Consider the following 21,767-nt stretch of genomic DNA (forward strand, 5'->3'; position numbering starts at 1 on the left):
ACAGGCAAAGCGGTGGAGTTTTACAAGCCTGCGCTTACTGCAAAGCCTGCAAGCCTGCTACCAGCCAGCCGCTGGTGCCGTCCTTGGGCTTGGTCATGTTCCAGACTTCGCGGAAGGGGCTGGGGCCGGCGTGGGCTTCTTCGCGGATCATGCCGGAGAACTCGACGCTGGCCATGTAAGCGTGGCCCAGGTCTTCGATACCCAGCAGTTGCGCTTCCAGCATGACCACGTCGGTCTGGTTGGGCTGCGCGCCTTCGCGGTGCTGCTCGCGCTCGGAGAGCTGGCCTTTCACCTCGCTGAGCATGGTGTCGGTCATCATCGAGCGCAGGGTCGTGACATCGCCACGGTCCCAAGCCGCTTGCAGGGTGACAAAGTTGCGCTTGGCTGCTTCGAGGAAGCCTTGGGTATCAAAACCCTCAGGCACGCCCCAGTTTTGCGAGCCCGACAGAGCCGAGCCGATCATGCTGCCACCCGCTGCGGCAGCAACAGGCGCTGCGCCTTGCTCCCAAGGACGGGCCGATGCGTCATTACCCACCTTCTCAGGGTTGTACTGGCGCGCCACGGGTGCCGATTCCGGCGCCTGCGGCGTGGCATTGCCTGCGCCTTGGAAGGCGAAGGGCGAGTTGTTGGCTTGCGCCGAACCGGCTGCACGCTTGCGCAGGATGAAGCCGATCACCGCCAGCACCGCCATGATGATCAAGCCGGCCATCAGCATATTGCCAAAGGCTTCACCAAAACCCAGGCTGTGCGCCAGCCAGGCCAGGCCCAGACCAGCGGCCAGGCCGCCGAGCATCGCGCCCCAAGGCTTCTTGGGTGCCGCTTGTGGCGCTGCGTTAGGGGCTGCCGGGCGCTGCGCCTGCTGTGCAGGTGCTGCCTGGTTGCCGGGCGCCTGTTGGGGCGTTGCCTGCCGCTGCGTTACGTTGCTGGACTGCTGGCCCATCGATTTGCCACCGCCCATGCGCTTGGCATCGGCATCCAGGTGCACGAATGCCAGCAGGACCACCAAGACCACTGACCACAGTTTCGTCATATTTGCTCCGTTTCCTTAGGCCGGCACCGCTCGCAGCGCCGGAAAACTCACCATGCCCACCATTTGGCCCGACAGATTTCTTGTGTTGTATTGCGCGGCACGCTGGGCGGCGTGCTGCTTGGCAATCTGTCGTGCTTAGCTTTCAGCGCTTAGTCAGCACTTTCAGCACTTGATACCCACATGCAAGGCGGTGATGCCTCCCGTCATGTTGTGGTAGTCCACATGGCCGAAACCAGCCTGCTGCATCATGGCCTTCAATTCTTTTTGACCCGGGTGCATGCGGATCGATTCCGCCAGGTAGCGGTAGCTTTCGGCATCGCCCGCCACCATCTGCCCGATACGTGGCAGCACTTGGAAGGAATACAAGTCGTAGACCTTCTCCAGCGGCTTGGCCACCTTGGAAAACTCCAGCACCAGCAATTTGCCACGTGGCTTGAGCACGCGGTTCATCTCGCGCAGCGCCACGTCTTTGTGCGTCATATTGCGCAGGCCAAAGGCCACGCTGACCACGTCGAAATGATTGTCCGGGAAAGGCAGCGCCTCGGCATCGCACACCATGGTCGGCAGGTGGATGCCCTTGTCGATCAGGCGGTCGCGCCCCACGCGCAGCATGGCTTCGTTGATGTCGGTGTGCACCACCTGGCCGCTCTTGCCCACTTTTTTGGCAAAAGCCAGCGACAGGTCGCCGGTACCGCCGGCGATATCGAGCGCACGCTGGCCTTCCTTGAGGTTAGCCACCATCACCGTGTACTGCTTCCAGATGCGGTGCAAGCCACCGGACATCAGGTCGTTCATCACATCGTATTTGCTCGCCACCGAGTCAAACACGCCGCGCACACGGCGCGCCTTGTCCTGCTCGTCAACCGTCTCAAAACCAAAATGGGTGGTACTCATAGTTCGAATGCTAGCAAGCTCTGTAGCGGCTGGGAGACAAAACCCGACGTATGGGAGGGTATGACTTCAAGCCATTTAGACCTGTATCGCCCCAACGGCAAATACAGGCTGCTACGAAATTCATAGTTCTATATACAAAATATTGCGTCTTATCCGCGCAGCAAATGACCAACCCTGGCCACCCTGCGCCGTGCCAACGCTCAGTGGTGGTGGCCACAAGCACCGCCACCCTTGGGCGCCATCGGCTGGTCGCGGTCCACGCCGGCACTGGCCAGCTTGTCCAAATAGTCTTGCCACAGCTCGGCCTGGCGGGTACCCAGCTCGTACAAATACTGCCAGCTGTACAGGCCGCTTTCGTGGCCGTCCGAGAAGATGGGCTTGATAGCGTAATTGCCCACTGGCTCTACCGCCACAATGCCCACTTCGCGCTTGCCGGTCTGCAGCACTTCCTGGCCCGGGCCGTGGCCCTGCACTTCGGCCGAGGGCGAGTAGACGCGCAGAAACTCGAAAGGCAAGCGGAACTCGGCGCCATCTGCGTACTGCACTTCCAGCACGCGCGATGCGCCATGCACGGTCAGCGCCGTCGGTGTCGGGGTGTTCTGGTTCAAGCCAGCCATGAGAATCCTTTGCGGCCCTGCGCCCAGCAGACGCAAAGTCAAGCCCAATTGAAGGCTAACGCTTGATTACCAAGCGCCAGCAGCTTCCATAATAATAGCAAAGCGCAAAAACACCTCAGGCCAGCAGGCGATCGAGGGCTGCCGCCATGCGCGCCTCAGCCGCAGGCAGTTGTTCGGCCAAAGTTGCCTCCAACGCCGCATTGCGCTCGCGCTGCGCTGCCGCCCAGACGGGCGAAGGGAAATGGCTGTCGTCGCTGTAACGCGCAATCACGTGCCAGTGCAGGTGCGGCACCATATTGCCCAGCGTAGCAATGTTGATCTTGCGCGGCGCTGGCACCATGCCGCGCAGCGCCACCTCTACAGCCACCACCGCATCCATGCACCACTGGCGCTCAGCGGCCGACAGGTCTGAGAACTCGGCCACATGCGCAGCCCAGACCACGCGGTAGAAAGCCGGGAACCCAGCCTCTTCCGCATGGATGACACGCAGTTGGGCGCCTGCACGCTCACCTTGCCAGACAAGGCGGCCGCCTTCGCCGTGGCACAGCGGGCAACTTGGATTCGGTTCAGCACTCAATTCCATACTCCATCGCAATACGCTTTGATCACATCGCCCCCGCAAGCATGCCCCAGCCAAGTGACACCCAAGAAGGGCCGCCCCGCACCGCAGGTGTCGTCCCCTTCCCGCGCAGCGAGAGAGGGGGAAGGCGCGGAGCGCCACAGGGGGTGCAGCTTTACACCAACACCCGCTCAATGCCACCGTTGTTGGCGCGGGCCACATACTCCGGCATCCAGTTCTCGCCCAAAATCTCGCGGGCCATCTCGACCACGATGTAGTCGGCTTCGAGCAGGCCGTTTTGCAGGTCGTCCTGGTAGCGGTTCAGGCCTTGCAGGCAGCTGGGGCAGCTGGTCAGCACCTTGACGTTGTCTTTGGGGCCCACCTGGCCGGATTCGCGCAGAGCGGCTTCCCCCTTGCGGATTTCTTCCGTCTTGCGGAAGCGGATTTGCGTCGAGATGTCAGGCCGGGTCACGCCCAGCGTGCCCGATTCGCCGCAGCAGCGCTCGCTCTTGAGCACGTTGTCACCCACCAGCGCCTTCACCGTTTTCATCGGGTCTTGCAGCTTCATCGGCGTGTGGCAAGGGTCGTGGTACATGTACGCGCCCTTGCCTTGCAAGGTGATGCCTTTTTCCAGCAGGTATTCGTGGATGTCGATGATGCGGCAGCCGGGGAAGATCTTGTCGAACTGGTAGCCCTGCAGCTGGTCGTAGCAAGTGCCGCAGCTCACCACCACGGTCTTGATGTCGAGGTAGTTGAGCGTCGTCGCAACCCGGTGGAAAAGCACGCGGTTGTCGGTGATCATCTTCTCGGCCTTGTCGAACTGGCCCGAGCCGCGCTGTGGATAACCGCAGCACAGATAGCCTGGCGGCAACACGGTTTGCACGCCTGCATGCCAGAGCATGGCTTGCGTGGCCAGGCCCACCTGGCTGAACAAGCGCTCCGAGCCGCAACCGGGGAAGTAGAACACCGCCTCGGTTTCCGAGGTGGTGGCCTTGGGGTCACGGATGATGGGCACGTAATCCTTGTTCTCGATGTCGAGCAAGGCGCGCGCCGTCTGCTTGGGCAGGCCGCCGGGCAACTTCTTGTTGACGAAGTGGATCACCTGCTCCTTGATAGGCGCAGTGCCCACCGATGCAGGCGGATGCGCCGTCTGGCGCTTGCCAAAGCCCTTGAGCACATCGACCGCCAAACGCTGGGCCTTGAAGCCAACGCCAACCATGGTCTTGCGCAGCAGCTTGATGGTGTCCGGGTTGGTGGCGTTGAGCATGGCCATGGCCACCTTGTTGCCGGGGCGGAAGCTCTTCTTGCCCATCTGGCGCAGCAGGTTGCGCATGTTCATGGTGACATCGCCAAAGTCGATCTTCACCGGGCAAGGCGTGGCGCACTTGTGGCAGACCGTGCAGTGGTCGGACACGTCTTCGAACTCTTGCCAGTGGCGGATCGAGACGCCGCGGCGCGTCTGCTCTTCGTACAGAAACGCTTCGACCAGCAGCGAGGTCGCCAGAATCTTGTTGCGGGGCGAGTACAACAGGTTGGCGCGCGGCACATGGGTGGCGCACACCGGCTTGCACTTGCCGCAACGCAGGCAGTCCTTGACCGAGTCGGCAATAGCGCCAATGTGGCTTTGCTGCATGATGAGCGATTCGTGCCCCATCAGGCCGAACGACGGCGTGTAGGCGTTCGTCAGGTCGGCGTACATCAGCGATTTGCGCGATTTGTCGCCTTCGTGCGTTTGCTCCAGCAGAATTTTGCGTTCTTCGGGGCGCAGCAGCTTGCCTTTGTTGAAGTGGCCGTGCGGATCAATCTTGGCCTTGTACTCGGCAAAGGGGCGCAGCTCTTCGTCGCTCAAAAACTCGAGCTTGGTGATGCCAATGCCGTGCTCCCCCGAGATCACGCCGCCCAGGCTGCGCGCCAAATCCATGATGCGCGCCACCGCTGCGTGCGCGGTGGTGAGCATTTCGTAATCGTCACTGTTGACCGGCAAGTTGGTGTGCACATTGCCGTCGCCCGCGTGCATGTGCAGCGCCACGAAGACGCGGCCCTTGAGCACGCGCTGGTGGATGGCAACGATCTCATCCATGATCGGCTTGTAGGCCGAGCCGGTGAAGATGGCGGCCAGCGGTGTGCGCAGATCGGCTTTCCAGCTGGCGCGCAGCGTATGGTCTTGCAACTGGCGGAACTGGTCAGCCACGTTGTTCAACCATGCCTGCCAGCGGCCACGCACCTCGGTCACCAGCACCAGCGCCTGGGCCACGCGGTCTTCCAGCAACTCGGCCGAAGGGATTTCACTGGCATCGTCTTGCTTGCCTAAAGGCAGATGGCCGTTGGCAAAGAAGGCGTGCAACTCGTCGCAGAGCTTGAGCTTGTTTTGCAGCGACAGCTCGATGTTGATGCGCTCGATGCCGTCGGTGTACTCGGCCATGCGCGGCAGCGGGATCACCACGTCTTCATTGATTTTGAAGGCGTTGGTGTGGCGGCTGATGGCGGCGGTGCGCTTGCGGTCAAGCCAGAATTTCTTGCGCGCCTCGGGGCTGATGGCGATGAAACCTTCGCCGCTGCGCGAGTTGGCAATGCGCACCACTTCGCTGGTGACGCGGGCCACTTCGTCGGGGTTGTCGCCCACGATGTCGCCAAACAACACCATCTTGGGCAAACCGCCGTGCTTCTTGCTCTTGGTGGCGTAGCCCACAGCCTTCAGGTAGCGGTCGTCCAGATGCTCCAGGCCGGCCAGCAGCACGCCGCAGCGCTTTTGCTCGGCGAACATGTAGTCTTTGATCTCGACGATCGAGGGCACGGCATCTTTGGCATTGCCAAAGAATTCCAGGCACACGGTGCGCGTGTGCGTAGGCATGCGGTGCACCACCCAGCGGGCGCTGGTGATCATGCCGTCGGTGCCTTCTTTTTGCACGCCGGGCAGGCCCGAGAGGAACTTGTCCGTCACGTCCTTGCCCAGGCCTTCCTTGCGGAACTTGTAGCCGGGAATGTCGAGGCGCTCGGTGCGCAGCACTTTCTTGCCAGCGGCGTCGAGGTATTTCAGCTCGAAGCTGGCCATCTCGGCGTCGTGAATCTTGCCCAGGTTGTGGTCCAAGCGGGTAACTTCCAGCCACTGGGCATCGGGCGTGACCATGCGCCAGCTGGCCAGGTTGTCCAGCGCCGTGCCCCAGAGCACAGCCTTTTTGCCGCCGGCGTTCATGGCGATATTGCCGCCAATGCAGGATGCCTCGATCGAGGTCGGGTCCACCGCAAACACAAAGCCGCCGCGCTCGGCCGCATCGGCCACGCGCTGCGTCACCACGCCGGCTTGCGACCAGACGGTGGGCACGGGATGGTCCACGCCGGGCAGCGAGACCATCTCCACCTCGGTCATCTTTTCGAGCTTTTCGGTGTTGATGACCGCGCTGCGCCAGGTCAGTGGAATCGCGCCGCCGGTGTAGCCAGTGCCGCCGCCACGGGGCACGATGGTCAGACTCAGCTCGATACAGGCCTTGACCAGGCCGGCAATTTCTTCTTCGGTATCCGGCGTGAGCACCACGAACGGGTATTCGACGCGCCAGTCGGTCGCGTCGGTCACGTGGCTCACGCGCGAGAGGCCGTCAAACTTGATGTTGTCCTTGGCCGTCAAGCGGCCCAGTGCGCGCTGCACCTTGCGGCGCAGCTCGGTGGCCTCTTGCAAGGTGGTGTCGAACTCGGAGACCGCCACCTGGGCGGCCTCGATCAACTGACCAACCAGCGCATCACGCGCCGCGTCTTCGGCTGGCGAGCGGCGCTTTTGCACTTCGGCCAAGCGGTGGTGCAAGGCCTCGACCAGTTGTTTGCGGCGGCCGGGGTTATGCAGCAAGTCGTCTTGCAGATAAGGGTTGCGCTGCACCACCCAGATATCGCCCAGCACCTCATAAAGCATGCGTGCCGAGCGACCCGTCTTGCGCTCCTGGCGCAATTGGTTGAGCAGGTTCCAGGCATCGGAACCCAGCAGGCGAATCACGATTTCACGGTCGGAGAACGAGGTGTAGTTGTAAGGAATCTCGCGGAGACGGGCTGGCCCGTCGACCTGGGCTTGCAAGCTAGCCAGCGCAATCGGTGCATTCATGAAGGGGACCTGTGGGGGAGTCTGGGCTCCCCGGAAGTGAGCAGTGGGGAGGCCGATTTTATGACATGGGGCAATTACGCATGGCCGCGCGCCACAAATGCAGATAGTGCGCTGTAGTTCTCTGCACACAAGCGCGCAGGAAGCGGCGCTGCGCAATTTTCTCTATTTTTCTCATTTGCGCGTATTTGCACTTTTTTCGCCCGCGTATCGCCGCTAGCACAGGATGATGACAATTCCATATGACAAACCGGTGCCGCTATGGCGCTAATTCCCCTGCGGTTACATTTTTTCTTCCACCTGCGGAGATTGCCTGACTTACAATCGTAACGCCTTGTATTTGCTGGCGCTGTATGCCTATACAACCGGGTTTTCCCAGTTGCTTGATGGGCGGCTCTATGCCACAACGTCACAGAACATTCATAAACGCCACCTACGATTCGTTTTTGAGCGTTTTTTATAACCCCAGGAGCATTCATGCACTTCAAGCGTTTGGCCATCGCTGCCGCTATTGCAGCCACCACCAGCCTGTCCGCCCATGCCGTCACTGAGATCCAGTGGTGGCACTCCATGACCGCCGTGAACAACGAGTGGGTCAATGATCTGGCCAAGGAGTTCAACGAGAGCCAAAAAGACTACAAGGTGGTTCCCACCTTCAAGGGCGTGTATGACGAGTCGATGACCGCCGCCATTGCCGCTTTCCGCTCGGGCAATGCGCCCCACATCCTGCAAGTGTTTGAAGTGGGCACCGCCACCATGATGGCTTCCAAGGGCGCGACCGTGCCTGTGGCCAAGGTGATGGGCGACGCTGGCGTGGCCTTCGACCCCAAGGGTTACATCCCTGCCGTGGCCGGTTACTACACCGCCCCCAACGGCCAGATGCTGAGCTTCCCCTTCAACAGCTCGACCACCATCTTCTATTACAACAAGGACGCCTTCAAGAAGGCCGGTCTGAACGCCGACAAGGCTCCCACCACCTGGCCCGAAGTGTTCGAAGCCGCCAAGAAGCTCAAGGCCAGCGGCCACAGCTGCCCCATGACCTTGGCTTGGCAAGGCTGGACCCAGCTCGAGTCGTTCTCGACCTGGCACAACGTGGAGTTCGCTACCGAGCAAAACGGCCTGTCCGCCAACGGCTACAAGGCCCGCATGAAGGTGAACTCGCCTCTGCACGTCAAGCACATCGACAACCTGGCCGCTGCAGCCAAGGCTGGCGAATTCGTCTACAAGGGCCGTGCTTCGACCGCCCAGGCTTCGTTCACCGCTGGTGAGTGCGCCATGATCCAGACCTCGTCGGGCTTCTACGGCGACGTGGCCAAGAACGCCAAGTTCGCCTACGGTCTGGCCGCTCTGCCTTACTACCCCGATGTCAAGGGCGCTCCTCAGAACACCGTGATTGGCGGCGCTTCGCTGTGGGTCATGGCCGGCAAGAAGGCCGAAGAATACAAGGGCGTGGCCAAGTTCTTCGAATTCCTGTCGCAGACCAAGGTGCAGGCCGCTTCGCACCAGCGCACCGGCTACCTGCCTGTGACCATGGCCGCCTATGACCTGACCGAAAAGTCCGGCTTCTACCAGAAGAACCCTGGCACCGACACCGCTGTGACGCAGATGATCCGCAAGGTCACCGACAACTCGCGTGGTATCCGCCTGGGCAACTATGTGCAGATCCGCACCATCGAGGACGAAGAACTCGAACAAGTGTGGGCTGGCAAGAAGACCGGCAAGGAAGCCCTGGACGCTATCGTGAGCCGCGGCAACGAGCTGCTGGCCCGTTTCGAGAAGTCTTACAAGAAGTAATCCCTTCATCGCCGGCACCGGCCCTGCACGCGTGGGGCCGGTGCACCCGATGAGCCATCGCCCGGATGCTGTTCGCAGCACCGGCGGTTTTTGTTTTTGAGCTCCATCATGGAAAAACGCGTACTTTTCCGCTCCAAATGGCTGCCCTGGGTGCTGATTGCGCCGCAGTTGCTGATCATTGGCATCTTCTTTTTCTGGCCCGCCGGCCAGGCCGTGCTGCAGTCATTCCAGATGGAAGACGCTTTTGGCATGAGCACCGAATGGGTTGGCCTGGAGAACTTCCGCAATCTGTTTGCCGACCCCGCCTACCTCAATTCCTTCAAGCGCACCGCTCTGTTCTCGGTGCTCGTCGCCGGCAGCGGCATCTGCATCTCGCTGGTGCTGGCCATTTTTGCCGACCGCATCGTGCGCTTTGCCATGGTCTACAAGACCTTGCTGATCGTGCCCTACGCCGTGGCGCCCGTGATCGCCGGCGTGCTGTGGGTGTTTCTGTTTTCGCCGTCCATCGGCGTGGTGACCTACTACCTGGGCAAGCTGGGCTACAACTGGAACCACATGATGAACGACAACCAGGCCATGGCGCTGATCGTCATGGCGTCGGTGTGGAAGCAGATCTCGTACAACTTCCTGTTCTTCCTGGCGGGCCTGCAATCCATCCCCAAGGCGCTGATCGAAGCCGCGTCGATTGACGGTGCCGGCCCCTGGCGCCGTTTCTGGAACATCCAGCTGCCGCTGCTCTCGCCCACCACCTTCTTCCTGCTGGTGATCAACATCGTCTACGCCTTCTTCGACACCTTCGGCATCATCGATGCGGCCACCCAAGGCGGCCCGGGCCAATCGACCTCGATCCTGGTCTACAAGGTGTACCAGGACGGCTTCAAGGCGCTGGATCTGGGCGGCTCGGCCGCACAGTCGGTGATTCTGATGCTGATCGTTGTCGTGCTGACCGTGGTTCAGTTCCGCTATGTTGAGAAGAAAGTGCAGTACTGATCATGGTTGACCGCAACCCCTGGCTCAATATTCTGTCCCACGCCGTGCTGGTGCTCGGCGTGGCCATCGTGGCCTTTCCGCTGTATCTGGCACTGATCGCCTCGACCCACACGGCCGAAGCGATTGTCCAGTCGCCCATGCCGCTGCTGCCCGGCGCCCACATGTGGGAGAACTACCGCGACGCCCTGCTGGGCTCGGGCAAACTGGGCTCCAACACCAACGTCGTGCACATGATGTGGGTCTCCTTCTGGGTGGCCATCATCATCACTGTCGGCAAGATCGCCATCTCGCTGCTGTCGGCCTTTGCCATCGTCTACTTCCGCTTTCCGTTCAAGATGATCTGCTTTTGGGCCATCTTCCTGACGCTGATGCTGCCGGTGGAAGTGCGCATTCTGCCCACCTACAAGGTCGTGGCCGAACTGGGCATGCTCAACAGCTACGCCGGTCTGACCCTGCCGCTGATCGCCTCGGCCACGGCCACCTTCCTGTTCCGCCAGTTCTTCCTGACGGTGCCCGATGAGCTGGTGGAAGCGGCCCGCATCGACGGCGCCGGCCCCATGCGCTTTTTCAAGGACATTCTGGTGCCCTTGTCCAAGACCTCGATCGCCGCGCTGTTCGTGATCCAGTTCATCTACGGCTGGAACCAGTACCTGTGGCCTCTGCTGATGACCACCTCCGAAGACATGTACCCGGTGGTGATCGGTATCAAGCGCATGCTCGCCGGCGGCGAAGCCGCAGTCGATTGGAACATCGTGATGGCCACCGCCATCCTGGCCATGTTGCCGCCCACGCTGGTGGTGATGCTGATGCAAAAGTGGTTTGTCAAAGGCCTGGTGGATACCGAAAAGTAAGCCCCGCCCTCGCCTACCCACCAACTTTGACCGATACAACGAATCCCTGTTATGGCTTCCATCTCTCTTAAGAACATCGTCAAGCGCTACGGCACCGGCAAATCGGCTGTGCCCGTGATCCATGGCGTCAACGCCGAGATCAAAGACGGCGAATTCATCGTGCTGGTCGGCCCCTCGGGCTGCGGCAAATCCACGCTGCTGCGCATGATTGCCGGCCTCGAAGAAATCACCGGCGGCGAGCTGATGATTGGCGACCAGGTCGTCAACAACCTGGAGCCCGCCAAGCGCAACATCGCCATGGTGTTCCAGAACTACGCGCTCTACCCGCACATGAGCAACTACGAGAACATGGCCTATGGCCTCAAGCTCGCCAAGGTACCGGCCGACGAGATCAAGCGCCGCGTGGACAAGGCTGCCAAGATTTTGGAGCTGAGCCACCTGCTTGACCGCAAGCCGCGCCAGCTCTCGGGCGGCCAGCGCCAGCGCGTGGCCATGGGCCGCGCCATCGTGCGCCAGCCCCAGGTCTTTTTGTTCGACGAACCGCTGTCCAACCTGGACGCCAAGCTGCGCGGCCAGACCCGCATCGAAATCCAGAAGCTGCACGCCGAGCTCGGCATCACCAGCCTGTTCGTGACCCACGATCAGGTCGAAGCCATGACGCTGGCGCAGCGCATGATCGTGATGAACGGCGGCAATGTCGAGCAGTTCGGCACGCCCGAAGAGGTCTACCACACGCCCGCCTCCACCTTTGTGGCCGGCTTTATCGGCTCGCCTCCGATGAACCTGCTGAAAAACGCCCCCGGCGCCAAGGCCGGCCAGATTCTGGGCATCCGCCCCGAACACCTGGATCTGGTCGCCAGCGGCGGCTGGGAGTTCAAGGTTGAGACCGTCGAGCTGCTGGGCGCTGAGCGCCTGGTTTACGGCAAAGTGGGCGGCGAAGACGTCACTGTGCGCGTGGAAGAAGGCCAGCCCTTCCCCAAGCCCGGCGAGACTGCCCGTCTGCAGCCACGCGAAGCGCGCCTGCACTGGTTCAATGCCGAAACCGGCAAACGCGTTTAAGCCCTGACGCCACACCGAGCGCCGCAGCCCCCGCTAGCGGCGCTTTTTTACGCACTGCGACTGCTGCTTTTAGCGCAGCCTATAGTGCGACAACGCACAAGCTGCAAGGCTTGCCCCCTGATTTGACTGTGATCGAGAGAGAAATGACGCTTTCCAGCAATTGGCCCTATCCCCGCTGGGTCGCCCACCGCGGCGCCGGCAAACTGGCTCCTGAAAACACCATGAGTGCCTTCCGCCTGGGCGCTGCGCACGGCTACCGCATGTTCGAATGCGATGCCAAGCTCAGCCAGGACGGCGTGCTCTTTCTGATGCACGACGCCGACCTGAAGCGCACCACCAACGCCCAAGGCATTGGCAGCGAACGCACGATGGGCGAGCTCGCCCAGCTCGACGCAGGCAGCTGGCACTCGCGCGCCTTTGCCGGCGAAAACCTGCCCACGCTCGAAGCCCTGGCCCGCTACTGCCTGGCCAACCACTATTTTTTGAACGTCGAGATCAAGCCCACACCCGGCCAGGAGCTGGAAACCGGCCGCGCTACCTCAGCGCTGATGAACCGCATCTGGCCGCAAAACGTGGTGCCGCCGCTGTTCACCTCGTTCAAACCCGATTCGCTGCGCGGTGCACGCGAAGTGGCTGCGCATATTCCACGCGGCCTGCTGGTGGACAAGTTTGAAGATGGCACGGGCGACGCCAGCCTGGCCCTTGCCGTAGAGCTGGGCTGCCAGGTGCTGGTGCTGAACCACGCGCTGTGGAACGCAGCGCTGGTGGCCAAAGTACACGCAGCCGGCCTGCGCTGCAGCAGCTACACCGTGAACGACGAATGGGCCGTGCAGCGCCTGCTCGATCTGGGTACCGACGCCATCATCACCGACCGCGTCGACCTGTTCAGCCCCGCTGCCTGAACGCGCCTTAGCGCACCTTTGCCGCCAGGCCGCCCGCACCAAAGTCTGCGCGGCCTGTGCGGCTTGACCAAGCTTGGCTCAGCCAAGCCAGCGCCTGCAACACGCACAGCAGCACCAGCATATCCAGCGCCAGCTGCGCCGCCCAGAGGTGCTTGCTCAGATCGCGCACGCCCTCGCCGAGCAAGGCAATCAACACCTGCGAAACCACCAACAAACTCAGCAGCAAGCCGCCCACTGCCAAGCGGCGCAAACCGCTTGAAGCGCTGCGCCTGCTCAGTGCAAACAGCAGCAGCGCCGCGACTAAAAACACAGGCGCCGTTGGCGTGATCGTGCGCTCGCGCAAGTTCGTCATACCCAGCAGCCAGTCGGTGGCCGGCAGCGCTCTGTCGTCCAGCTTTTTCAGGTAGGCATTGTTGGCAAACACATGGAAGTAGTGCACCGTGAAGTGGTGCGGCAACGCATACTGCGCCAGCTGCAGCAAGGCTTGCGGGTAGTGCAGATATGGGCGCAGCACATCGCTTTTCCCCAGCTTGGGCTCCACCGGGAAACAGCTGACATCGCCATCGCGCACATCGGTGCCGCCGGGCCCGCTCAACACCGCGCCCCAGGCATCCACGCCAGTGCAGCGGCGCTGCTCGGCGGACACGCCCAGGCCATCGAACTGCTCAGGCGTCAGCACCATGTAGGAGCCCAGATACAGCCCGTGGTAGGCATTGAGCGCCGCGTTTTTGCCAATCAATACCGGCACCAGACACAGCACCTGAACGGCCAGTAGCAGCTTGATCAACGCCTTCTCGGGCGCCAGCCGCTGCCAATGGCTCGCAGCCCAAATACACACTGCCAGCAGCAGCGGCACATAAAAATACTGCACCTTGGCCAGGCCGCAAACCAAAGCAGCCAGCCCCAAGCACCACAAACGCACTTTCGGGCGCTCTGCCAACACACCGATCAGCAACAAAGGAAAGCCCAGCAAAAACGCATACTCGGCATAGAACGACTGCGCCATGCCAATGGTGTGCGCCATGAAGAAAACGGCCAGCCAAGCCAGTGCAATCGCCGTGCACCAGATCGCGCCGCGTTGCAGCGCACGGGCGCATTGCCAACCAAGAATCCAGGCATAGGCCAGCAGCAAGCATTTGGCGACCAAGGCCGAGCGCGCCAAATCAAAAACATGCCCCGGCAGAAAACGCTGCACCCAGGCCAACAGCGTGAAAATGTGCGAAGCCAGCTCCGGGTTGCCCGGATTGCGCGTGGGCCCTTCAGGCAATGCCCAGCGCAGGCCGTCGCCCAGCGAGCGCAATTGCAAGTGCCCAACCACCCGCTGAAAATCATTGGTATCGACAAACAGCAAGGCCTGCGAGCCCGCTATCAGCCACACACCCACAGCCAGCACCACAGCAAAGCCCAGCCAGTAGTGCCACCAGCGGCTGGGTTGGACGGGAGAAAGCGTCGTGGTCATGGCTACAAACCTTGCATCTTGGGCTTTTCGTGCAAAGGCGCCACGACCTGGCGCAACACCGGGCGCTGACTACCCCAGCCGTCCCACAGCACTTCGCGCACCATGTTGCGTGGCTCAAAACGCAGTTCCAACTGGCGCGCGCCAGCTGGCAAGCACAGGGCGCGGAACATGCCGTTGGCGCGCAAAATCGGCAGGGGCGCGCCATCTGCCTGGGCAGACCAACCGGGAAAATCCAGCTCGCTGAGCACCACCCAGCCTGCGCCTTCGCCTTGCACATCGAGCACCATACGGCTGGGCTCGTTGCGACGCACGCTCACTTGCAAGCGGTTGCTGCACTGCTGTTGGGCACGCTGGGCGAGCACGCGGTCTACGTCGTCACGCGGCGTCAACCAAAGCTGATTGCGGAAATCGGTGGCGGCAAATTGCTCGGGCGTCAGCGCTGCATCGGCCAACTGGGCTTGCACGGGCGTCAACACCCGCGGCAAGGCGGCCGGGTTGCGCCAAATGGCAAAGCGTGCATCTTGGTAAACAGCTTGGAAAGATGCAGGGAAAGGTGCGCTCCGGGCGGCTTCTGCCGTACTCACCCAGTATTCCAGGCCCAGCAAAGCATTCATGGCACTGGCCGGCCCGGGGTTGAAAGGGCGCGGCTCCATCGGCGTCAGCACATGCTGGCGCGAACCGGCCCATTGGTCGTACAGCTGATAGCGAATGGGGCTGTAGCCTTGCGTGGAATGCAGGCCCACCACCATCGGCATATTGTCCCAAGCCATGGTGGTGCCTTGCACATGCATGCGCGCCGGCAACTGACCGGGCGGGGCCTGCAAAGCCTTTTGCAAAAAGGCCACCGCCGGCTCCTTGCGCCAGCGGCTCGCCTGGTCGCTGCCCTGGTTGTAACGGCCATTGAGGTTGAAACAGCGGTAATCCACCACCAGCACCAACAGCAAGCAAAACACTACCGGCCATGCGCGCCCTTGCTTCAATGCTCGCCACTGCCAAACCAACGCCAGCACGGCAGTGAGCGCGGCCAACAAGCTCTCAACACGCCAACGCTCGCCCGGCACCCACATCGAGGCACTGGCCAGTACCAGCCACAACGCAGCCGCCACCAGCAGCCAGCGAGCGACCTGCGGGCGTTGCACATCCACCTGCGAAGCGGCCAAGCCCACTAACAGTGCCAAAGCCAGATTGAAGACATAAGCCGCATCTGACGGGCGCCGGAACTGCTTGATGCCCGGCAGCCAGTCGTACAACCAGGCATAGAAGGGCGTGTGCGTGCCCAGCATGTAGAACAGCGAAACTGCCAGCAGTGCCAGCAAAAAAATCAGCAAGGCACGCTGACCGGAAACGCGCCACAGCGGCACAAAGCCCAGCAGCAGCAAAAGTGCAGGCACAGCGCCTATGTACAAAAACGCCTCCATGCCCGAGGCCGATGCGCCGCTGAAGCTGCCATACAAACCGTGCAGCGCATTGGGCAGCAGCAAAGTCCAGAGCACGTCCGGGCTGAGCGATGCCACATCGGCCGCGCTCAAGGGCAGCTCTGCACGGTTGGACTGCAGCAACAAAGCCAGAGTTGCCAGCAACTGCGGCAGCGCAACCAACAAGGCCACCAACACCGCCAGCACACAGCCAGCCAGCAGCTTCCCCCACTGGCGGGCGCTGTAATGGCGAGCGTTTTGCGCCAGCTGCAAGCAAGCATAAGCTGCGATGACCGGCACGAACAGATACGTGACCTGCACCAAATGCACAGCCAGTACGCCAGCGGCAGCGCCCACCGCCAAGGCCAGCCACCAACGCGGCCGCTGCAAAAACGCGTGCAGCGCCAGCAACACCACAGGCACCCAGCAATAGGCCAGCACCAAGGGCGTGTGCGATATGCGCGTTGCAGCCACGCCGCCCGCCATCCACACCACAGCGCCCAACAAAGCGCCCCAAGGCTTGGCGCCGTGGCGCTGCAGCAAGGCTTGCAAGGCCCAGCCGCCCAGCAACTGGTTCAGCAACACACCCCAGACAAACCAGGTCACACCCGGCTCGCTGCGCAACAGCATCCAGCCCATCAACACAGGCGACCACAGCATGGCCTGCGGATCACTGATCTGCGGGAAACCGGCAAAAACATACGGGTTCCACCACGGTGCCTCGCCCATGCGAATGCTGTGCACATTGAAGTAAACCACCGGGTAGAACTCGTCGAGCGCATCGAACGGCACTACCCGCACGCCCAGCAACAGCGGCAAGTGCAGCGCCAGCCACACCAAGGCCAAAGGCAAGCCAGCGCGCAACCAGGGCGAGCTGGCCCAGCGTGAACGAAACCAGGGGGAGAAAAACGAAAAAGCACCACCGGTTGGAGGTGCAGCAAGAGGAGCGAGCATGCTCAGGCCAGGGCGGCACACTCGGGGCGGCGGTGCCTGCGTCAAAAATCTGCCGGGCAGTGCAAGGCGAGCCATGCACCACAATGCAGCAGATTATTCACCAAGCGTTTACGTAATAGCGAGGTTTGTTTACAAATGGCTACGTTGCCGAAAGCGGCTTCAGCGCCGCCAACTGCCCAACACCAACCACTGGCTGGTGGCCATGGAGAGCACCAGCAAGGCGTAGCCGAGCACGCTGCCGTCGCGGCCTTGCCACAAAAGCGCTACGAAAAGTGCAGCACTCCCGACCAGCAGATGCAAAGCAAACTGGCCGTACCAGGGCAGCAAAGCCGGCGCTTTACGAGCGAACACCCAGCGCGCCAAGACCAATAGCAGCGCCAGCGCCGCAGCGGGCGCACAAAAATTGAGCAGGTGCCACAGGGCATTCATAGGCAGTATGGATATTGAGATAAGTCAAGCTGGTACTGGCACGACAAGCGCTGTCTTTACTCTGATTTTATAATTGCGGCCATGGCAGTTTGGGCCCTGGGCATCAACCACAATACCGCACCGGTCGATATACGCGGCCGGTTCGCATTTGCACTCGATCAGATTGCGCCAACTTTGCAAAGTTTGCGCAGCTCTATCTCGGGTGTGCACAGCCGTGCCAGTGTGGAAAGTGCCATTCTGTCCACCTGCAACCGCACCGAGATCTACTGCGCTGCCAATGAGCCGGCGCTCGATCACACCTTGCGCTGGCTGGCCCAAAGCGGCAACCTGCCGCCCGAGGCACTGCAAAAATACACCTACACCTTGCAAGACGGCTTTGCAGCACGCCACGCTTTCCGCGTGGCCAGCGGGCTCGATTCCATGGTGCTGGGCGAGGCCCAGATCCTCGGCCAGATGAAAAACGCCGTGCGCGCCGCCGAAGAAGCCGGCGCGCTGGGCACCACGCTGAACCAGCTTTTCCAGCGCAGCTTTGCGGTCGCCAAAGAGGTACGCAGCGCCACCGAAATCGGCGCGCACAGCATCAGCATGGCTGCCGCCGCCGTGCGCCTGGCCGGCCAGTTGTTTGAAGACCTGACGCAAATCCGCGTGCTGTTTGTCGGCGCGGGCGAGATGGTTGAGCTGTGCACCACGCACTTTGCCGCCAAGCGCCCGGCCCACATCACCATTGCCAACCGCACGCTCGAGCGCGGCGAAAAGCTGGCTGCGCAGTTTGGTGCCAGCACCATGCGCCTGGCCGAGCTGCCCGAGCACCTGCACGAGTACGACGCCATCATCAGCTGCACCGCATCAAGCCTGCCGATCATCGGCCTGGGCGCGGTGGAAAGCGCGCTGAAAAAGCGCAAGCGCCGCCCAATCTTCATGGTCGACCTGGCGGTGCCACGTGATATCGAGGCCGAGGTAAAAAACCTGGGCGACGTCTACCTGTACACCGTGGATGATCTAGCCCACGTCGTCAAGGCCGGCCAAGAGCAGCGCCAAGCGGCGGTGGTGCAGGCCGAAACCATTATCGACACCGGCGTGCAGCGCTTCATGCACTGGATGGACCAGCGCGCCCCTGAAGGCGGCGCCGTACCGCTGATCCAGCAAATCCACGCCCAAGCCGATGTCTGGCGCGCCGCCGAGATCGAGCGCGCCAAAAAGCGCCTGGCCAAGGGCGAAGATGTGGACGCGGTGCTGGAAGCCCTGTCGCGCGGCCTGGCACAAAAAATGCTGCACGGCACCATGGCTGAGCTGCATGCAGGCGATGCCGAGGCACGCGCCCAGACTGCCGACGTGGTCTCGCGCCTGTTCCTGCGCAGCCAGCGCGGCGGCAACAACGGCGGCCACCAGTCCGGTTTGTAGCGACGCTGTCCCCGTCTGACAGCCCTCGCCCCTCTCTTTTTCCGCTTCTGTTGCTAACCTAACCGCTTGCGCCCTGCGTGGCTTGGCAAGCGCTACAGAGCGTTTGCACCGTTTGATTCCGATGAAAGACTTTCTCCGCCACCAGCTCGAGCGCTACTCTGAACGCTTGAAGGAGCTGGATTTTCTGCTCTCGCGCGAAGACATCATGGCCGACATGCCACAGTTCATGAAGCTCTCGCGCGAGCACACCGATGTGGCCGCCGTGGCCGAGCGCTATGCGCGCTTTCAGCAGGTTGAATCCGACATCGCTGGCGCACAAGACATGCTCGATGACCCGGACATGGCCGAGATGGCGCAAGAAGAAATCGCCAACGGCCAGGCCGAGCTGGAACAGCTTGCAGCGCAGCTGCAGCGCATGCTCTTGCCCAAAGACCCCGACGATGCCCGCCCCGCTTTTGTCGAAGTGCGCGCAGGCACGGGCGGCGACGAATCCGCGCTGTTTGCCGGCGACATCACCCGCATGTACACCCGCTATGCCGAGCGCATGGGTTGGCGCGTAGAGATCATGAGCGCCAACGAGGCCGAGCTCGGCGGCTACAAGGAAGTGGTGCTGCGCATCGACGGTGGCGACAACGTGTACGGCACTTTGCGTTTTGAATCCGGCGGCCACCGCGTGCAGCGTGTGCCAGCGACCGAAACCCAAGGCCGCATTCACACCAGCGCCTGCACCGTGGCCGTGATGCCCGAGCCGGATGAACAGCAAGCCATCACCCTGAACCCGGCCGATCTGCGCATCGACACTTTCCGCGCCAGTGGCGCCGGTGGTCAGCACATCAACAAAACCGACTCGGCCGTGCGCGTGGTGCACATTCCCACCGGCATCGTCGCCGAATGCCAGGACGGCCGCAGCCAGCACAGCAACAAGGCCAAAGCGCTGCAAGTGCTGCAAGCGCGTATCCAAGAGAAAGAACGCAGCGAGCGTGCCGCCAAGGAAGCCGCGCTGCGCAAAGGCCTGATCGGCTCTGGCGACCGCAGCGACCGCATCCGCACCTACAACTACCCGCAAGGGCGCTGCACCGACCACCGCATCAACCTCACGCTGTACAAGCTGAACTTCATCATGGACGGCGATCTGCAAGAGCTGATGGAAGCCCTGCAATCCGAGCGCGAGGCCGAGCTGCTGGCCGAGCTGGAAGTGAACCAGTAAGCCCTCGGGCTGCACCGCGCCGCCGCTGTAGCGCCAGCGCGACGCCCGTCCCGGCACAATGGCAGCCAGCTTTCACTCTGCCACTTGTATGCTCTCTACCCCGACTCGCCTTTGGTTCTGCGCCGCCTTGGCGCTGGCCGCAGCCAGCAGCCAGGCGCAACTGGCGCGCAAGCCGTCGATGTACGAAGACGGGGCCGGCAACGCCCTGAAAAGCCTGGTGCCGCGGCCCGATGGCACGCCGTCGCCATCGCAAACCATGGGCGACCGCAGCAGCCAGGCTGCGCTGCCCGCGCTGGCGAGTCGCGCAGATTTTGACCGCTTTGCCCGCGACTACTACGCCGGCACGCCGCTGGCGCAGCCGCACGTGATCTTTGTAATTGATCGCCAGGCCCAACCCGCCGGCCGTCTGTACTTCATCAACACGCCGCGCTTTCAGCTGCACGACCGTTTTCTGCGCGAGCAAGGCCTGCTCAGCGGCAATAAGGAAGCGCTGAACCGCAACTACCGCGACGCCAAGCGCCGCTTCATCCTCGGCACGCTCAGCTGGCAGCCGCAGATCAGCGGCTTTGTCTACGAGTTCTGGGAAGGCGACCAACTGACCGCACCCATTCTGCGCGAAACCGAAGCCCAGTTGCGCCAGCACTTTTTTGCGGATGTCCGCTTCAAAGCCAATGCCAGTGCGCAAGAGCAAGTGGCCGTCAGCGCCGGTCTGGAGCCGGTCACGCAAGCAGCGCTGATTGGCCAGCAAAGCTTTTTGGCGCTGAACAACGGCCAGGCCGTGGGACGCTTGCGCTTGCTGGACCAGGTGGACGAAGTGCGAGACCTGCAGCCCAGCGACATTGTCGTGCTGCGCCAGGTTCCCATCACCCTGCCACCAGTGGCCGGCGTGGTGACCGAGCAGCCCTCGACCCTGGTTTCGCACGTCAACCTGCTCGCCAAAGGCTGGGGCGTGCCCAATATCTACCTGCGCGATGCCAGCCGCGAACTGGCGGCGCTCAACGGCCAATGGGTGCACTTGGCGGTGGCTGCCAAGGATTACCGCATTCGCCCGGCCAGCGCCGAAGAGCGCAGCGCCGCACAGCAAAAACTGGCAAACAAGCGGGCGCTGAGCCAAGCCAGCATCCGCGCCGATTTGCGCAGCAGCGCCTTGCAACCGCTTTCCGCACTGCGCGCCAGCAACCGCATCCAGTGCGGCGCCAAAGCCGCAAACCTGGGCGAAGTCAACAGCGCAGCGATTGCCGGCGTCAGCGTGCCCGATGGTTTTTGCGTACCATTTGGCGCATACGCCAGCGCCATGCGTAGTTTGGGCCTGGCCGAAAAACTGGCCCGCATGCAGCAATTGCCTGGCTTTGACAGCAATGCCGCCGTGCGCCGCAATGCGCTGGCCGCCATGCGGGCCGAGATAGAAAGCATGCCGCTGGATGCCGCTTTTACCCGCAGCCTGCAGCAGCGCTGGGCCAGCCAGTTGCACAGCGCAGGCGTGTTTGTGCGCAGCTCGTCCAGCTCGGAAGACCTGCCCGGTTTCAGCGGCGCCGGGCTCTACACCACGGTACCCAACGTCAAAGCCAGCAATGGCGAGCAAGCCCTGCCCAATGCGGTGCGCAAAGTCTGGGCTTCGGTCTTCAACTTCGAGGCCTGGGAAGCGCGCCGCGCTGCCGGCATTGCGCAAGACGCGGTGGTCATGGCCGTGCTGGTGCAGCAAGCGGTGGACTCCGAGGCATCGGGCGTGATGGTGACGCGCGATCCCGTGGGCAACACGCCGCACAGCGTCTTTATCGCCGCCAAGCGCGGCATCGGCATTCGCGTGGTGGAAGGGCAGCGCGTGGCCGAGCAAGTGCTGTATTCGCGCTGGAGCAAGGCCGTGCAGGTGCTCAGCCAGTCCGCAGAAGACACCGAGCTGCGCCTCGACCCGAACGGCGGCGTGCGCGAAGTAGCCGTGGCCGAACGTCGCGTGCTCAGCGATGCCCGCGTGCAGCGCCTGGCCGAAGTGGGCGCAGCCATTGAAGCGCGCTTTGGCGCCCGCACGCAAGATATTGAATGGGCCATTACCGGCGAGCGCGTGCTGGTGCTGCAGTCGAGGCCCTTCGTTGCCGCCAGCTCCCCATAAGCTGGGCCAACCACA

16 protein-coding genes are annotated in these 21,767 nt (G+C 62.3%); 8 read left to right on the plus strand and 8 right to left on the minus strand.

The genetic code is table 11. The annotated features are described in order from the left end of the window. Positions 1–34 precede the first annotated feature (34 nt). From ACFIQF_RS17910 to ACFIQF_RS17930, 5 genes are all read right to left on the minus strand, one after another. On the minus strand, positions 35–1,030 hold the full coding sequence (locus ACFIQF_RS17910) for a Tim44 domain-containing protein (RefSeq protein WP_393944945.1): 996 nt from the start codon (positions 1,028–1,030) through the stop codon (positions 35–37). A gap of 162 nt (positions 1,031–1,192) precedes the next feature. Next, a complete protein-coding gene (gene ubiE / locus ACFIQF_RS17915; RefSeq protein ID WP_393944947.1) occupies positions 1,193–1,924 on the minus strand; it encodes a bifunctional demethylmenaquinone methyltransferase/2-methoxy-6-polyprenyl-1,4-benzoquinol methylase UbiE in 732 nt (243 codons plus the stop codon). Positions 1,925–2,124: 200 nt separating this feature from the next. Then, complete coding sequence (locus ACFIQF_RS17920) at positions 2,125–2,541, minus strand: gamma-butyrobetaine hydroxylase family protein (protein ID WP_393944950.1); 417 nt, start codon at positions 2,539–2,541, stop codon at positions 2,125–2,127. A gap of 115 nt (positions 2,542–2,656) precedes the next feature. Next, complete coding sequence (locus ACFIQF_RS17925) at positions 2,657–3,118, minus strand: HIT family protein (RefSeq protein ID WP_393944952.1); 462 nt, start codon at positions 3,116–3,118, stop codon at positions 2,657–2,659. Between the two features lie 157 nt (positions 3,119–3,275). Beyond that, on the minus strand, positions 3,276–7,187 hold the full coding sequence (locus ACFIQF_RS17930; RefSeq protein WP_393944953.1) for a DUF3683 domain-containing protein: 3,912 nt from the start codon (positions 7,185–7,187) through the stop codon (positions 3,276–3,278). Between the two features lie 474 nt (positions 7,188–7,661). Here ACFIQF_RS17930 and ugpB point away from each other — a divergent pair, with 474 nt between their 5' ends. From ugpB to ugpQ, 5 genes are all read left to right on the plus strand, one after another. After that, on the plus strand, positions 7,662–8,978 hold the full coding sequence (gene ugpB, locus ACFIQF_RS17935; RefSeq protein ID WP_393944955.1) for a sn-glycerol-3-phosphate ABC transporter substrate-binding protein UgpB: 1,317 nt from the start codon (positions 7,662–7,664) through the stop codon (positions 8,976–8,978). A gap of 108 nt (positions 8,979–9,086) precedes the next feature. After that, entirely contained in the window at positions 9,087–9,968 is an 882-nt protein-coding gene (gene ugpA, locus ACFIQF_RS17940; RefSeq protein ID WP_393944957.1) for a sn-glycerol-3-phosphate ABC transporter permease UgpA, read from the plus strand. A gap of 2 nt (positions 9,969–9,970) precedes the next feature. Then, positions 9,971–10,819, plus strand: coding sequence for a sn-glycerol-3-phosphate ABC transporter permease UgpE (ugpE, locus tag ACFIQF_RS17945; RefSeq protein ID WP_393944959.1), 849 nt, complete (start codon positions 9,971–9,973; stop codon positions 10,817–10,819). A gap of 51 nt (positions 10,820–10,870) precedes the next feature. Next, positions 10,871–11,878 (plus strand): sn-glycerol-3-phosphate import ATP-binding protein UgpC, encoded by a 1,008-nt coding sequence (locus ACFIQF_RS17950; protein WP_393944961.1) that lies wholly within the window; start codon positions 10,871–10,873, stop codon positions 11,876–11,878. 143 nt (positions 11,879–12,021) lie between these two features. Then, positions 12,022–12,780 carry a glycerophosphodiester phosphodiesterase gene (ugpQ, locus tag ACFIQF_RS17955; RefSeq protein ID WP_393944963.1) on the plus strand — a complete coding sequence of 253 codons (759 nt, stop codon included), beginning with the start codon at positions 12,022–12,024 and terminating at the stop codon, positions 12,778–12,780. A 7-nt stretch (positions 12,781–12,787) separates the two neighbouring features. Here the strand turns inward: ugpQ and ACFIQF_RS17960 are convergent, their stop codons facing one another. The 3 genes from ACFIQF_RS17960 to ACFIQF_RS17970 all read right to left on the minus strand — a co-directional run bounded on the left by ACFIQF_RS17960 (position 12,788) and on the right by ACFIQF_RS17970 (position 17,037). Further along, the gene (locus tag ACFIQF_RS17960; RefSeq protein WP_393944965.1) at positions 12,788–14,239 is read right to left on the minus strand and encodes a hypothetical protein; all 1,452 of its coding nucleotides are present in this window, start codon (positions 14,237–14,239) and stop codon (positions 12,788–12,790) included. Positions 14,240–14,241: 2 nt separating this feature from the next. After that, positions 14,242–16,608 carry a YfhO family protein gene (locus ACFIQF_RS17965; protein WP_393944967.1) on the minus strand — a complete coding sequence of 789 codons (2,367 nt, stop codon included), beginning with the start codon at positions 16,606–16,608 and terminating at the stop codon, positions 14,242–14,244. Positions 16,609–16,767: 159 nt separating this feature from the next. After that, the gene (locus ACFIQF_RS17970; protein WP_393944969.1) at positions 16,768–17,037 is read right to left on the minus strand and encodes a hypothetical protein; all 270 of its coding nucleotides are present in this window, start codon (positions 17,035–17,037) and stop codon (positions 16,768–16,770) included. Between the two features lie 81 nt (positions 17,038–17,118). Between ACFIQF_RS17970 and hemA the strand changes: the two genes are divergently transcribed. The 3 genes from hemA to ACFIQF_RS17985 all read left to right on the plus strand — a co-directional run bounded on the left by hemA (position 17,119) and on the right by ACFIQF_RS17985 (position 21,752). Continuing rightward, positions 17,119–18,438 (plus strand): glutamyl-tRNA reductase, encoded by a 1,320-nt coding sequence (gene hemA, locus ACFIQF_RS17975; RefSeq protein WP_393944971.1) that lies wholly within the window; start codon positions 17,119–17,121, stop codon positions 18,436–18,438. Positions 18,439–18,559: 121 nt separating this feature from the next. After that, a complete protein-coding gene (gene prfA / locus ACFIQF_RS17980) occupies positions 18,560–19,645 on the plus strand; it encodes a peptide chain release factor 1 (RefSeq protein WP_393944973.1) in 1,086 nt (361 codons plus the stop codon). An 88-nt stretch (positions 19,646–19,733) separates the two neighbouring features. After that, positions 19,734–21,752: a PEP/pyruvate-binding domain-containing protein gene (locus tag ACFIQF_RS17985; protein WP_393944975.1), complete on the plus strand. Its 2,019-nt coding sequence runs from the start codon at positions 19,734–19,736 to the stop codon at positions 21,750–21,752. Positions 21,753–21,767: the final 15 nt, after the last annotated feature.

It is taken from the genome of Comamonas trifloxystrobinivorans (assembly GCF_043359985.1).
Classification (GTDB): Bacteria; Pseudomonadota; Gammaproteobacteria; order Burkholderiales; family Burkholderiaceae_C; genus Comamonas; species Comamonas trifloxystrobinivorans.